The sequence below is a fragment of the Hydrogenimonas thermophila genome, from assembly GCF_900115615.1.
In the GTDB taxonomy this organism is placed as follows: Bacteria; Campylobacterota; Campylobacteria; order Campylobacterales; family Hydrogenimonadaceae; genus Hydrogenimonas; species Hydrogenimonas thermophila.
The window spans coordinates 64,779-78,177 of the sequence record NZ_FOXB01000002.1; the positions used below are offsets into that span (position 1 = coordinate 64,779).

General features: G+C 35.3%; 13 protein-coding genes. 12 read left to right on the top strand and 1 reads right to left on the bottom strand.

What is annotated here, in order from left to right:
- The gene (locus BM227_RS00975; RefSeq protein ID WP_092910113.1) at positions 1 to 1,602 is read right to left on the bottom strand and encodes a methyl-accepting chemotaxis protein; all 1,602 of its coding nucleotides are present in this window, start codon (positions 1,600 to 1,602) and stop codon (positions 1 to 3) included.
- A 241-nt stretch (positions 1,603 to 1,843) separates the two neighbouring features.
- Here BM227_RS00975 and BM227_RS00980 point away from each other — a divergent pair, with 241 nt between their 5' ends.
- From BM227_RS00980 to BM227_RS01035, 12 genes are all read left to right on the top strand, one after another.
- A complete protein-coding gene (locus tag BM227_RS00980) occupies positions 1,844 to 2,956 on the top strand; it encodes a pyridoxal-phosphate-dependent aminotransferase family protein (RefSeq protein ID WP_092910115.1) in 1,113 nt (370 codons plus the stop codon).
- Positions 2,953 to 3,807, top strand: coding sequence for an ATP phosphoribosyltransferase regulatory subunit (locus BM227_RS00985; protein WP_092910118.1), 855 nt, complete (start codon positions 2,953 to 2,955; stop codon positions 3,805 to 3,807). The genes BM227_RS00980 and BM227_RS00985 overlap by 4 nt, the downstream gene beginning before the upstream one ends.
- A gap of 55 nt (positions 3,808 to 3,862) precedes the next feature.
- Positions 3,863 to 5,116, top strand: a complete 1,254-nt coding sequence (locus tag BM227_RS00990; RefSeq protein ID WP_092910121.1) for an adenylosuccinate synthase — start codon at positions 3,863 to 3,865, stop codon at positions 5,114 to 5,116.
- Between the two features lie 29 nt (positions 5,117 to 5,145).
- On the top strand, positions 5,146 to 5,589 hold the full coding sequence (locus BM227_RS00995; protein ID WP_092910124.1) for a flagellar FliJ family protein: 444 nt from the start codon (positions 5,146 to 5,148) through the stop codon (positions 5,587 to 5,589).
- Positions 5,586 to 6,113: a MotE family protein gene (locus tag BM227_RS01000; RefSeq protein WP_092910126.1), complete on the top strand. Its 528-nt coding sequence runs from the start codon at positions 5,586 to 5,588 to the stop codon at positions 6,111 to 6,113. The genes BM227_RS00995 and BM227_RS01000 overlap by 4 nt, the downstream gene beginning before the upstream one ends.
- Positions 6,114 to 6,189: 76 nt before the next feature.
- Positions 6,190 to 6,741, top strand: coding sequence for a DUF507 family protein (locus tag BM227_RS01005; RefSeq protein ID WP_092910129.1), 552 nt, complete (start codon positions 6,190 to 6,192; stop codon positions 6,739 to 6,741).
- Positions 6,741 to 7,868 (top strand): glutamine-hydrolyzing carbamoyl-phosphate synthase small subunit, encoded by a 1,128-nt coding sequence (carA, locus tag BM227_RS01010; RefSeq protein ID WP_092910132.1) that lies wholly within the window; start codon positions 6,741 to 6,743, stop codon positions 7,866 to 7,868. The genes BM227_RS01005 and carA overlap by 1 nt, the downstream gene beginning before the upstream one ends.
- A gap of 141 nt (positions 7,869 to 8,009) precedes the next feature.
- A complete protein-coding gene (locus BM227_RS01015) occupies positions 8,010 to 10,010 on the top strand; it encodes a TonB-dependent receptor (protein ID WP_092910135.1) in 2,001 nt (666 codons plus the stop codon).
- A gap of 200 nt (positions 10,011 to 10,210) precedes the next feature.
- Complete coding sequence (ccoN, locus tag BM227_RS01020; protein WP_092910138.1) at positions 10,211 to 11,674, top strand: cytochrome-c oxidase, cbb3-type subunit I; 1,464 nt, start codon at positions 10,211 to 10,213, stop codon at positions 11,672 to 11,674.
- Positions 11,675 to 11,685: 11 nt separating this feature from the next.
- Positions 11,686 to 12,351: a cytochrome-c oxidase, cbb3-type subunit II gene (ccoO, locus tag BM227_RS01025; RefSeq protein ID WP_092910141.1), complete on the top strand. Its 666-nt coding sequence runs from the start codon at positions 11,686 to 11,688 to the stop codon at positions 12,349 to 12,351.
- Between the two features lie 9 nt (positions 12,352 to 12,360).
- Positions 12,361 to 12,576, top strand: a complete 216-nt coding sequence (locus BM227_RS01030; RefSeq protein WP_092910144.1) for a cytochrome c oxidase, cbb3-type, CcoQ subunit — start codon at positions 12,361 to 12,363, stop codon at positions 12,574 to 12,576.
- A complete protein-coding gene (locus BM227_RS01035; protein WP_092910147.1) occupies positions 12,573 to 13,397 on the top strand; it encodes a cbb3-type cytochrome c oxidase N-terminal domain-containing protein in 825 nt (274 codons plus the stop codon). The genes BM227_RS01030 and BM227_RS01035 overlap by 4 nt, the downstream gene beginning before the upstream one ends.
- The last annotated feature ends 2 nt before the right edge of the window (positions 13,398 to 13,399 follow it).

Genomic DNA, 13,399 nt, shown 5'->3' on the forward strand with positions numbered 1-13,399 from the left:
TTATTTTTCAGATATCTCATCTAATATTGACAATATTTCATCCATACTTTGACGTAAATTCCTTATTTCTTGAGCAAGATTTTCCATATTTTTAGCATTCTCAACTATAATCTGAGAAGTTGAATTTATTTGTTGAGTTACTGTTGTAATTACAATAGAAGTTTCATCTAAACCTTTTTGAGATTTTTCAGCTAAATTTCTAACTTCATCAGCGACAACAGCAAATCCTCTTCCGTGTTCTCCTGCTCTAGCTGCTTCAATTGCTGCATTAAGTGCTAGTAAATTTGTTTGATCAATTACACCTTCTATAAATTCAAGAGTTTTAACAGTCTCTTCTGCTTGCTCATTTAAATTTTTTAAAGATACAGCTTGCTCATTTTCTTTTGTACTTGCTTCTATAATTTCATCAGATACTTTTTCTATTAATATGCCAAGATTTTTAAAATTATTCTCTTTTAAATTTAAGATTGCATTTTTTAGGAAAGTTGTTCTTTCATTAATATGCTCAGTCTGTTTAATATTTCTCTCTTTTTGCATTTTTAAGGATTCACCAAGAGAATTTACTCCATCTGTTAATTTTTGCATATCTGCTTGTATATTGTCACTTAGTAATATTTTTGAATCAAATTTTTCTTTTGAATAATCATCAAGAACCTTTAATATTTGATCAATATTAAACTTTATATTTTCTAACATTTGATTAAATACATCTTTAAAATTATTTATATCTGGATTGGAAGAAGATGCTTGAATACGCTTACTAAAATCACCCCTATTTACCGATTCTGCAACAACAAGTGCTTCATTGACAATTTTTTTATCTTCATTTATATTGATATTTATTTCAGATATAAGCTTATTAAATAATTTACCAATTTCACCTATTTCATCATCACTAACTTTACTTAGTTCAATTTGTAAATCACCACTACTATATTTAAAATGATTTAGTAACTCTCCAAAACTATTTTTTAACTCTTTAAACGGTTTTATTACAATTATATTTAGTAAATATGTTACAACTCCTCCTATAATAATGGCAATAAGTGATAATGCTAAAACAATTAATATTGTTATATTAGATATATTTTCATCCATTTCATCTAGAGAAATTTCTAATTCTAATACTCCAAGAACATCACCAACATTTGCATTATAGTGGCATTGTTGACATCGCTTTTCTGCAATAAATGGTTTTACTACTCTTAAAATATGTTCATTATTTGTATAATCATTTATTATTTTGCTCTTTTTTGTTATAAAAGCCTCTTTTATATCATTGTTTGTTTTAGAGCTTTTATTACCGCCAAAAATTTCAATAACTTTATGTGATTTTTCAATATGTAAATTTTTTATACCTTTTATATTTTTTGCTGATGATTCTGCCTCTTTTACAATTTCAGAACTTCCTGACATCATAGCATTTGTAAGAGATTGATATACAAGTTCGGTCATAATACTCATATCTTTAGCGGCAAAAGATTGCAACTCATCTTTACTGCTTTTATAAGATATTACAGTTATGATCAAAGTTAATATAGATATAATTATTGCTAAACTAATTAAAAATTTACTTCTAACTGAACCACTTTTTTTTATCATAATTATATTATTCCTTATTATTGTTAAATTTGATGTTTGCTTATAACTTACAATTAACTTTATAATTATATTAATATTAGATTAATGCATTATTAATTTATACTTAATAATTTAATATATTTTAATTGAGTAGCTTAGTCTGAAAATTATGAATATTTCTTTACATAAAATGACATACTCAGAGTGGTTATAAGCTTACATTTGATATAATCAGCTCAAATTTCTGTTCAAAGGTAGGCGAATGCTGCTTTTTACTCCCGGTCCTACTCCGGTTCCAGAAGCTGTCCGAATGGCGATGGCAGGTCCAACTGTTCATCATAGAACACCAGAATTTGAAGCTATTTTCAAAGAGGCTCGTGAACGTTTGATGCGGCTCTTTGGTATGGATGAGTGTGTTATGCTGGCATCTAGCGGCACAGGTGCGATGGAAGCGTGTGTAACAAATTTATCTGCAAAAAAGGTTCTTACTGTCAATGCCGGTAAGTTTGGTGAGCGTTTTGGCAAGATTGTTCAAGCTTTTGGTCTTGAGCATGTAGAGTTAAAGTACTCTTGGGATACTCCTGCAAGTGTTGAAGATGTTAAAAATGCATTGGCAGAAAATCCTGATATTGATGCTTTCTGCATTCAGGTAAGTGAGAGTGCAGGTGGTTTGCGACATCCTGTTGAAGAGATAGCTGCTTGCATAAAAGAGATTAATCCTGAGATAATGGTTATTGCTGATGGTATTACAGCAGTTGGTGTAGAGCCGATTGATACGACAAATATTGATGCATTGATTGCTGGTAGTCAAAAAGCATTAATGCTTCCTCCTGGAATGGCAATGATTGGCTTAAGTGATACAGCAGTTGAAAAAATTGGTGATGGTGACGGGTACTATTTTAATCTTGCAAGTGAGATAAAGAAACAGCGTCAAAACACTACTGCATATACTGCTCCTACTACACTGATCATTGGTTTGAACAAGATGCTTGAGCTGATTGAAACTGTAGGGTATGATAAGTTTTATAGAGACACAAAAGCACGTGCTTTGGCAACTAGAGCAGCACTTGAAGCGATAGGTTGTAAACTGTACCCTAAAATACCGGCTCTCTCTATGAGTGCAGTCTATGATGAAGACGCAAATGCAATTAGATCTATTCTCAAAACTGAGTTTGGTGTCAATATAGCAGGTGGTCAAGATCATCTTAAAGGTAAACTTTTCCGCATCAATCAGATGGGTTTGATTCCTGTTTATGAGAGTGCTTGGGTTGTCAATGCTATTGAGTGGGCATATGAGCGGTTAGATCGTCGTCCATATGATGGATTGGCATCAAAAGTATTTAATGAAGTCTATTTTAAAAACGAGAAGCAATGATTTTTGAACACGAAATTCCTGCAGGAAGCCGTCTCTATTTTGGTGAGAGTGCCAGGGTAAAACGAAAGATAGAGCAGATTGCCAGTGAGATACTGGAGCGTGAAGGGTTTGAAGAGATCGTTACTCCACTCTTTTCTTACCATCAGCATCAAAGTATTCGCGACAATAAAGAGCTTATACGTATAAGTGATCCGCAAAATCGTGAAGTAACGCTAAGAGCAGACAGTACAATAGATGTAGTTCGTCTGGTTACAAAGCGGCTTGGACGTACAACTGCTCAGAAGAAGTGGTTTTATATTCAACCTGTTTATCGATACCCAACGAATGAGATCAATCAAATTGGTGCTGAGTGGTTAGATGGAAAGTTGTCTGATGTACTTGATGTTACTATGTCAATATTTAAAGAGTTAGGTATTAGCCCTGTATTACAAATCTCAAATATTCAGATTCCAGTGATCATCTCACTAGAGTTTGGTATTCCTTTAGAGTGGTTTGCCTGTATGCAAATTGAAAAGCTTTTAGGAACAGAATATAAATGGCTTGAAAATTTGGTACGTGTCCAAACTCTTGACCAGTTAGATAGTGTTATACAAAATGTTCCTGAAGTTCTTCGACCAGAACTAGAGAAGATGAGAGAGCTAAAGCAGTCTATACATTATGAACATACAGTGCTAGCACCTCTTTACTATGCAAAGATGCGTTACTATGATGGTCTATTTTTTCAATGTTTTAAAAACAATACACCACTTGCAAGTGGTGGACACTTTAATAATGATGAAATTTTAGCAGCCGGATTTGCACTCTATACAGATGCTCTGATAGAGCACATTAGGAATATGAACTTTGTATAAAAAAGATTTAGAATTTGATTTTAGTAAAATTTGGTAATTTTAAAAAAGGTAGAAAATGAATAGGGCAGATCTTATTGTAGGACTTCAATGGGGTGATGAAGGTAAAGGTAAAATTGTCGATATGATGGCTCAAGAGTATGAGGTAGTGGCACGTTTTGCAGGAGGTCACAATGCCGGTCATACTATTGTTACAGATGGCAAAAAGTATGCATTGCACCTAATACCTTCAGGCATACTCAATCCTGATGCAGTAAATATCATAGGCAATGGTGTTGTTGTATGTCCAACCAACTTGATGAAAGAGATGTCACAGTTTGAAAACCTTGAAGGTCGTCTATGGCTTAGTGACAAAGCTCACCTTATTTTGCCATATCACCAATTGGTTGATCAGGCTAAAGAGAGAATGAGAGGAGATAAGGCGATCGGAACAACAGGTCGTGGAATTGGACCTGCTTATGCCGATAAAATTTCCCGTTCAGGACATCGTGTTGGAGAGTTGAAAGATATAGATACTCTGTTTGAAAAGATTTTGGAGTATTTGAAGCAAAACAGACCTTTGCTTGATGCTATGGGTGTAGAGATTCCGGATGAAGCCTCTTTAAAAGATGATTTAAAACGTTATCGGGATGGGCTTTTGCCGTTTATTACTGACACTACTCAGATGATCCAAAAAAACCTAAAAGAGGGTAAAAAGGTTCTTCTTGAAGGTGCACAGGGAACTATGCTTGATATTGATCATGGTACATACCCATATGTTACAAGTTCCAATACTGTAGCAGGCGGTGCTTGTACAGGAATGGGACTTTCACCTAAACAGATTGGTAAAGTTACAGGAATCGCAAAAGCTTACTGTACACGTGTTGGTAATGGTCCGTTTCCTAGTGAAGATTTTGGTGCTGATGGTGAACGTTTGCGACAGCAAGGACATGAATTTGGTACAACAACAGGTCGTCCACGAAGATGTGGATGGTTTGATGCAGTTGCCATACGCTATGCATGTGCATTAAATGGTTGTGATCAGATTTCATTGATGAAGCTTGATGTACTTGACGGTTTTGATGAGATCAAAATTTGTACTGGGTATGAGTTTGAAGGAGAAGTAATTGACTATGTTCCTTATGACTTAGAGCATGTCAAGCCAATATATGAGACATTCCCTGGTTGGGATAAAGTAGAAGGGATCAGCGAATATGACAAACTTCCTGATTCAGCAAAAGCATATATTGAAACAATAGAGAGAGTAAGTGGCGTAAAAGTAGGAATCATCTCTACTAGTCCTGATAGAAACGATACTATTGTTAGGAGTTAATAGTTAGGCTTTTTCAGTGAAGGTTGGTGATGCTAAACAACTATAAGGCACTTGTTAAATTAAGAAAACAGCAGTTTGATCAAGCTGAACAAGATTTGGCATCTGCTAATGCAATGGTTAGAAAGTTGCAACAGCAAAAGGAAAAATTGCAGCAGGAGTCTTATAGCATAGCTTTACCAACTGTTGGAAAAGGTGGTCAGTTAGCTGCGCTAATGGCACAAAAAGAGGCAATGAGAAGAGCAATTGAGGCTTGTGAAGCTCAAATAGAAGCAGCTAAGCGTACAAAAAAAGAGAAAGAGAATGCACTTAAACAAGCTAGTATTGCATATGAGCAGGCAAAGGCAATAGAAGCTTATTATGTTAAAAAAATCGTTGAAAAAGAGAAGCGTGATATCCAAAACAGTTTAGATGAGATTGCATCACAGCGTTTTTGGCGAGATAATGTAGGGGTTAGGATGGAGGATGTCGAATGAGATTAGGATTTTTGTGGTTTCTTTTGCCTGTTTTAATTTATGCACAAAATAGTAAATTGTTGGAGTGTAACAAAATTTTTGAAGAGCGAAAACATGAATTAGAATTAAAGCTTGAAGCTATAGATGAACAGCAACAGGCATATGAAGCTCTTAAAGAGGCTACAGAAGCTATGATGAAACGTAAAGAGGAACAGCTTCTGAAAAAAGAGCAAGAGTTAAATGCTACAAAAGAGAAGATAGAAGCTGAACGAAGAGCTATTGAAGATTTAATAGAGCAAAATAAAAAGATTTTAGAAGAGATTAAAAAAGCTAAAACAGATAAAATTTCACAAACTTATGCAAAGATGAAAGCATCAGCTGCTGCACAGATTTTACAACAGATGGAGCCTGAGCAAGCTGCAAATATTCTTTTATCATTGAAGCCTAAAACAGTAGGACAGATTTTAGCAAAAATGAGTCCAAATAAAGCTTCTGAAATTACTGTTTTGCTTCAAAATGATGAGAAATCAAAGAAAAGAAAATGATAGTTTTATCAAACTTTAGATAAACTACAAAGAAATTATGTTTACTAAGATTAAGTGAACTGGATAAAGGCGCGTTATGAAGTTGAGTTCTGCACATGCACCATATATAGCCAATAAAATAGGAATAGATTTGGCTAATGCATCTTTTGTAGAGATTATCCGTGGAATTGAGCCGGTGATCGAAAAAGCCAAAGAGGTTATTGAAAAAGATGTTAAAAATGAGCGGGCACTTGAAGAGCGCGTTAATGAACTTATTGAAGAGAAAGAGGATGAGATTGAGTTCATGCGTGCTGATGTGCGCCAGCTTTTTTGGATGATTAAGAAAAGATTAGCACCTGAATATGGTGTTATTCTAAATTATGAAGAGCGTTATAGTGATATCTCTCATAAAATCCTGAATGAGCTTTGGGAAGAGGATCTTATTGATTACAGTGTAAGTGAAAATCAGGTTAGAGGTGTCATCTTTAAAGCGATTGAAGATTATATGAAATCTTTTGAGCAGATTGAAGATATTGTACTGGAAAAGATTTCACACTATAAAAGAAAATTGATTCCAGGGACAGAAGAGTATGATCTTATTTTTGAGCGTCTTTATGAAGAAGAGCTTCGTAAACGAGGGATGATGTAATGCAACCAATATATATTTATCTTGAAAATGGTACATTTTTAGAAGCAAAAAGTTTTGGAAGCTGTGGAACAAGTGTTGGTGAAATAGTTTTTAATACATCAATGACAGGTTACCAGGAGATTGTAACTGACCCTAGTTATGCTGGACAGTTTGTAACTTTTACAATGCCAGAAATTGGTAATGTTGGTTGCAATGCTGAAGATATGGAGTCAAAGGGAGCCTGGTGTAAGGGAATTATAGTTCGTCAATATCAAGATGTTCCTTCCAACTTTAGAAGTGAAGAGCCTCTTCATGAGCTTTTAAAGCGTTTTGGCGTACTTGGAATATGTGACATAGACACGCGTTTTCTGACAAAAATGGTTCGTGAAGAGGGTGCTATGATGATGATAGCATCAACAGAGGTAAGTGAAAAAGAGAAACTTGCCGAAATGCTTAAAAATGCACCTCATATTAGTGAAGTTAACTACATAAAAGAGGTTAGTACAAAAGAGCCATACATTCATAAAAGCGGACATTACGATGCAATGCGTTACTGCTATAACGATGCTCCTGAACCAAAAGCAAAGATTGTAGCTCTTGATTTTGGAATAAAACGTAATATTCTTAATGAGCTTACACAAGCTGGTATGGAAGTAGAAGTTGTTCCAAACAGTGTAGATGCTGATGAACTCATTTCAAGATTCAAAAGTGGTGATATTGATGGTGTCTTTCTTTCCAACGGTCCAGGAGATCCTCTGATTCTTAAGTCTGAACAGGAAAAGATAAAAAAATTGATTGAAGCAAAAGTTCCAATGTTCGGTATTTGTCTGGGACATCAGCTTCTATCTATTGCTCATGGGTATGAGACATATAAACTAAAATTTGGTCACCATGGAGGCAACCACCCTGTAAAAAATAGAGCAACAGGAGCAGTAGAGATAACTGCGCAAAACCATAACTATAATGTGCCTGATGAAATTACTGAAATTGCTGAAGTTACCCATACAAACCTTTTTGATGGAACTATAGAAGGTGTTAAATATAAAGATAGCCCTATAATGTCTGTTCAGCATCACCCTGAAAGTTCACCTGGTCCACATGAAAGCAGATATATATTTAATGAATTTTTAAAAATGATTCAAAGATAAATAGTTAGGAGTTTCTTACTCCTGACTATTAACACTAAATTAACACTTCTATTTTATAATTATCTCACATAACCGCTTCTGTATTAATTTCATTCTTACTCCTTAACACGAAGCGGTAATCCACTATGAAAGATGTATATTATGAAAAAAACACCATTTATAAGTATGTTGTCAATGGCAGCAGTGTTATGTTTGCAAGCACAAGATTTTGATTTGCAGGCAATTGATGTAGAAGAGAGTGCAAATATAACTATCGTTAAAGATGTTGCCGGTGAAGAGGTTAGATCTGCTGACTTAGCAGATGCTTTGTATAAAATAGACCCAAATATTCAGTTAATAAGAAGAAGCGGGATCGCAAATGACATTATTTTGCGTGGTTTGCGTAAAGATAATATTAATGTATTGATAGATGGAGGAAAGATTTATGGTGGATGCCCAAATAGAATGGATCCTCCTTTATCGCATGTTCTTGCAAGTAATGTTAAAAATATAATAGTAAAAGAGGGTCCTTATGATGTTGAGAACTTTGGGACACTCAGTGGTGTTGTAAATGTTGAAACATTACCACCAAGTAAAGGCTTTCACGGTGAAGGTTACTTAAATGTAGGAAGCTGGGGCTATAGAAAAATAGGAGCTCAGGCTAGTGGAGGAAATGATAAAGTCAGAGTTTTTGTAGGTGCATCTACTGAAAGCAGTGGGCAGTATGAAGATGGAGATGGAAATACTTTGGCAGAGCAGGTTGATAATTATGCAGAAGCCAATCCAGCAGTTGCAGGATCAAAATATGCACCTGCTTATCATGATATGAAAGCATACGATAAAAAGAGTGCAATGGTTAAGCTTTATGTTAATGTAACAGATAATCAAGAGCTTAAATTAAGCTATACACTAAATAGAAGTAGTGATGTGCTTTATCCAAATTCGAAAATGGATGCTCTCAAGGATGACTCTGATCTTTTTAATGCTAAATATACAATTCATAACTTGGGACAATACTCTAAAGAGCTAGATTTTGAATTTTACAATTCATGGGTTTATCATCCAATGGGAACATATTATCGTGACTCTGTTGCAAGTATGGGTATTATGGAAAATGTAATGAATTCACGAATATATGGTGGAAAAGTCAAAAATAGTATGGATCTTGCCGGAGGAACATTAACGTATGGCATTGATGCAAGTAAGAGAAAATGGAATGGAGAGTATTTAAAAAATGGTGATCCTACAGGAGTGTTAAGCATTAATTATTCTGAAACAAAAAACAGTGCACTATTTACAGAGTATGATAAAAGTTTTGGCAATTTAGATATGCAGATAGGTTTAAGGTATGATGATACATCTGTAAGTAATGAAGATCCTGTAATTAATTCAAAAGATTATAATTCCTTTAATGGATATCTATTTGGTACATATACTCTAAATAATAGAACAAAGCTTTTTGCAGGTTTAGGTAAATCTTCTAGAGTTCCTGATGGTAAAGAGCTATATTTTCAAGATAAAACAGGTCTCTACATTGGAACATCAGATCTTGACCAGACAAAAAATTATGAGGCAGATTTTGGTGTTGAACACAATTTTGCAAATTTAGCATTTAAAGGAAAATTCTTTTACAGCATATTAAAAGATTTTATTGCTTTTAACAGTAGTAAAACAGAGAACAAGTATGAAAATGTAGATGCAAAACTTTATGGTCTCTCCTTTGATGGAACATACACTATTACTGAAAACATCTATACAGATTTTGGAGTAGCATATTTGCGTGGTAAAAAAGATGAACCTCTAGTTGGTCAAACAGATACTGATATGCCAAATATAACTCCATTAAAGGGTAATGTAGCTGTTATTTATGATTATGATGATTCTTTAATGGTTAAACTAAGTATGGTAGCTGCAAGTGGCTGGAATGATTATGATAGCGACAATGGAGAGCAAGAGCTATCTGGTTACACCGTATTTAATTTTAAAGTTAAAAAGGATGTAACAAAGCATTTTGAAGTTACTGCAGGTATAGATAATATTTTTGATCGAACATATGCCATAACAAATACTTATGCCGATATGACATTAGTTACTGGTGGCGAACCTATGCTTCTTAATGAGCCTGGAAGATATTACTACTGCAATTTAAAATACCACTTTTAATTTTTAAAGCTACTTCTTAATGTGTTAGGAGAACATTTTCCTGACACATTCTAATAATAAAAACAATCTTAATTAAAAAATTAATTCTAAGTTAACAGATTTTAAGCCTATTTTCAAAAAAATGTCACTATGATGTCACTGTAATAATCTTGTAATATTCTCTTGAGTAGTATCAAGATAATCAAATTAAGGAGGTTTGCATGCAAAATGCAGCGTTGGAATACGACTATACCGTTGCAAAATGGTTTACTTATTTAGCCATTATTTTCGGTATTGTCGGTATGGTCATCGGTACATACATTGCCTTTGAATTGGCGTTTCCTAGTATGAACGAATGGTTTGGACAGTATGGTACATTTAGTCGATTACGTCCTCTACACACTAATGTTGTAGCATTTGGATTTACTTTAAGTGGTATATGGGCAGCAATGTACTATATTGCACAAAGAACATTAAAAGTTTCTCTTAAAGAGAATAGTTTTGTAAATGGTCTTGCAAAGTTACATTTCTGGCTATATTTAATTCTTGCAGCATTGCTAGTTGTAACTGAGTTACTTGGTATTACAACATCTAAAGAATATGCAGAGATGGAGTGGCCTCTTGATGTTCTTACAGTTGTTGTATGGGTTATTTTTGGTATGGCAATGTTTGGACTAATAGGTATGAGAAGAGAAAAAACTCTTTACATCTCAATGTGGTACTTCATTGCATTCTTCCTTGGCGTTGCAATGCTTTATCTATTTAACAATATGGAAGTACCAACATACTTTGTTACAGGGATGGGTAAATGGTATCACTCTGTTTCAATGTATGCTGGAACAAATGATGCGCTTGTTCAATGGTGGTATGGACACAACGCTGTTGCATTTGTCTTTACTGTTCCTATTATTGCTATGATTTACTACTATCTTCCAAAAGAGTCTGGTCAGCCGGTATTCTCATATAAACTTTCTCTTCTTTCATTCTGGGGATTGATGTTTGTTTATCTTTGGGCTGGTGGACACCATTTGATCTATTCTACTGTTCCTGATTGGATGCAGACAATGGGCTCTGTTTTCTCTATTGTGCTTATTCTTCCTTCTTGGGGTTCAGCTATTAATATGCTTCTTACAATGAAAGGTGAGTGGAATCAGCTTAAAGAGTCTCCACTTATTAAGTTTATGGTTCTAGCATCTACATTCTATATGCTTTCTACTCTTGAAGGACCAATTCAGTCTATTAAATCTGTTAATGCTCTTGCACACTTTACAGATTGGATTCCTGGACACGTTCACGATGGTACTCTTGGTTGGGTTGCATTTATGGTTATTGCAGCTACTCTTCATATGGCACCACGCTTCTATAAGCGAGAGATTTATAGTAAAAAATTAATGGAGATGCAGTTCTGGGTACAAACAACTGGTATTGTTCTTTACTTCTCAAGTATGTGGATTGCAGGTATTACTCAAGGTATGATGTGGCGTGCAGTTGACCAGTATGGTAACCTTGCTTACTCATTTATCGATACTGTAACAGTTCTACATCCATACTATACAATTCGTGCTATCGGTGGTCTTCTCTTTGTTGTTGGTCTATTTATGTGGGCTTACAACTTCTATAAAACGATGACAAACAGTAAAGTTCTTGAAAAAGAACCTGCATTTGCATCGCCGATGGGCGCATAAGGAGGTTTGGAATGTTTCATTGGTTAGAACAACGACCGTTTTTATTCTCAGTAGGTGTTTTTCTGGTAATTGCTTTTGCCGGTCTTATTGAAATTGTGCCTGACTTTGCTCAGGCTTCACGTCCAGTTACAGGAAAGCAGCCATATACACTGCTTCAACTTGCAGGACGACATGTTTATATAAAAGATAGCTGTAATGCTTGTCATTCACAGCTAATTCGACCATTTAAATCTGAAACTGATCGTTATGGTCCTTACAGTTTAAGTGGTGAATATGCATATGATAGACCTTTCCTTTGGGGTTCAAAAAGAACAGGACCAGATTTGCACCGTGTTGGACAGTATCGTACAACTGACTGGCATGAAAACCATATGTGGGAGCCTACATCTGTAGTACCTGGATCAATTATGCCTCCATATAAACATATGTTTACACAAAATGCAGACTTGGAAACTGCTTATGCTGAAGCATTGACAGTAAAAAAAGTATTTAACGTACCATATGACAAACCAGGTTTTACAAAACTTGGAAGCTGGGAAGAGGCAAAAAAACAGGCACTTGAAGATGCTAAAAAAATTGCAGCAGATATGAAAAATCAAGATGTTAAAGATGCTGTTGCACGCGGAGAGATTCCAGAGATTGTTGCACTTATTGCTTATATGAATAGTCTAAAGTAAGGTGAAAACGTGGAAAATATTAGAGAATTGCAGGCATATGCTTACTTTTTCTTCACTGTCTTTTTGACAGTGATTCTGTATGCCTATATCCTGCATCTCTACCGTGCAGAAAAGAAGGGTACTCGGAATTATGAGAAGTACGGTAAACTGGCATTAGATGATGAACTTGATTCTGCGCCAGTTGAGCCGAAGGAAGAGATGAAAGAAAACAAGGAGCAGTCATGAACAGTAATATTTTACAAGACAATATTAACCAGCTCTCCCTGCTAGCAGCGGTTATTATTTTCTTCTTGACGGTATTTGTTGCTGGTAAATATATTAAGCAGATGAAAACCGACAAGTCTACAGGTGAGCTTGCTGATGAAAATTGGGATGGAATCGGTGAATATAAAAATGAGTTGCCTGCTGGTTGGGCTTATACTTTTCTTGGAACAATGGTATGGGCATTATGGTATTGGACAGCAGGTTATCCTGTAAATGCTTACTCTCAAATTGGTGAATATAATGAAGAAGTTGCTGCTCACCAAAAAACTTTTGAAAGTAAATGGGCTAGTGCTGATAAACAAACATTACAAGAGATGGGTGAAGGTGTTTATTTAGTTCAGTGTGCACCTTGCCATGGTATTGCAGGTGATGGAATGGGTGGAAAAGCTGCAGACTTAACTGTATGGGGTTCTGCTGCTGGTGTTCTTGAAACTATTAAAAATGGATCAAAAGGTTTAGGGTATCCAATGGGTGAAATGCCTGGTGGTATGCTAAGCGGCGATGCTGCAAAAAAAGTAGCTGAATATGTTGCTAATGGAATGAAAGGTGAACAACCTGCTGAATTTGCAACTTGTGCTGGATGTCACGGAGCAGATGGAAAAGGTATGGGTGGAATGGCTCCAGACCTTACTAAGTATGGAACTCCTGCTTTTGTTGCTGATGTACTTGAAAGAGGTAAAAAAGGGTATATTGGTAAGATGGTCAGCTTTAAAGGAAGATTGACTCCAGTGCAAGAAAAAGCTGTTGGTAGCTATATTCTTAGCCTTGCACGTGGCGAATAAGG

What these genes read in the sequence shown, in the direction of transcription:
- BM227_RS00985 (WP_092910118.1), top strand. Translation starts at nt 2,953, where the DNA reads ATGATTTTTGAACACGAAATTCCTGCAGGAAGCCGTCTCTATTTTGGT.
- BM227_RS01000 (WP_092910126.1), top strand. Translation starts at nt 5,586, where the DNA reads ATGAGATTAGGATTTTTGTGGTTTCTTTTGCCTGTTTTAATTTATGCA.
- BM227_RS00975 (WP_092910113.1), bottom strand. Translation starts at nt 1,602, where the DNA reads ATGATAAAAAAAAGTGGTTCAGTTAGAAGTAAATTTTTAATTAGTTTA.
- BM227_RS01015 (WP_092910135.1), top strand. Translation starts at nt 8,010, where the DNA reads ATGAAAAAAACACCATTTATAAGTATGTTGTCAATGGCAGCAGTGTTA.
- carA (WP_092910132.1), top strand. Translation starts at nt 6,741, where the DNA reads ATGCAACCAATATATATTTATCTTGAAAATGGTACATTTTTAGAAGCA.
- BM227_RS00995 (WP_092910124.1), top strand. Translation starts at nt 5,146, where the DNA reads ATGCTAAACAACTATAAGGCACTTGTTAAATTAAGAAAACAGCAGTTT.
- ccoN (WP_092910138.1), top strand. Translation starts at nt 10,211, where the DNA reads ATGCAAAATGCAGCGTTGGAATACGACTATACCGTTGCAAAATGGTTT.
- BM227_RS01005 (WP_092910129.1), top strand. Translation starts at nt 6,190, where the DNA reads ATGAAGTTGAGTTCTGCACATGCACCATATATAGCCAATAAAATAGGA.
- BM227_RS00990 (WP_092910121.1), top strand. Translation starts at nt 3,863, where the DNA reads ATGAATAGGGCAGATCTTATTGTAGGACTTCAATGGGGTGATGAAGGT.
- BM227_RS00980 (WP_092910115.1), top strand. Translation starts at nt 1,844, where the DNA reads ATGCTGCTTTTTACTCCCGGTCCTACTCCGGTTCCAGAAGCTGTCCGA.
- BM227_RS01035 (WP_092910147.1), top strand. Translation starts at nt 12,573, where the DNA reads ATGAACAGTAATATTTTACAAGACAATATTAACCAGCTCTCCCTGCTA.
- ccoO (WP_092910141.1), top strand. Translation starts at nt 11,686, where the DNA reads ATGTTTCATTGGTTAGAACAACGACCGTTTTTATTCTCAGTAGGTGTT.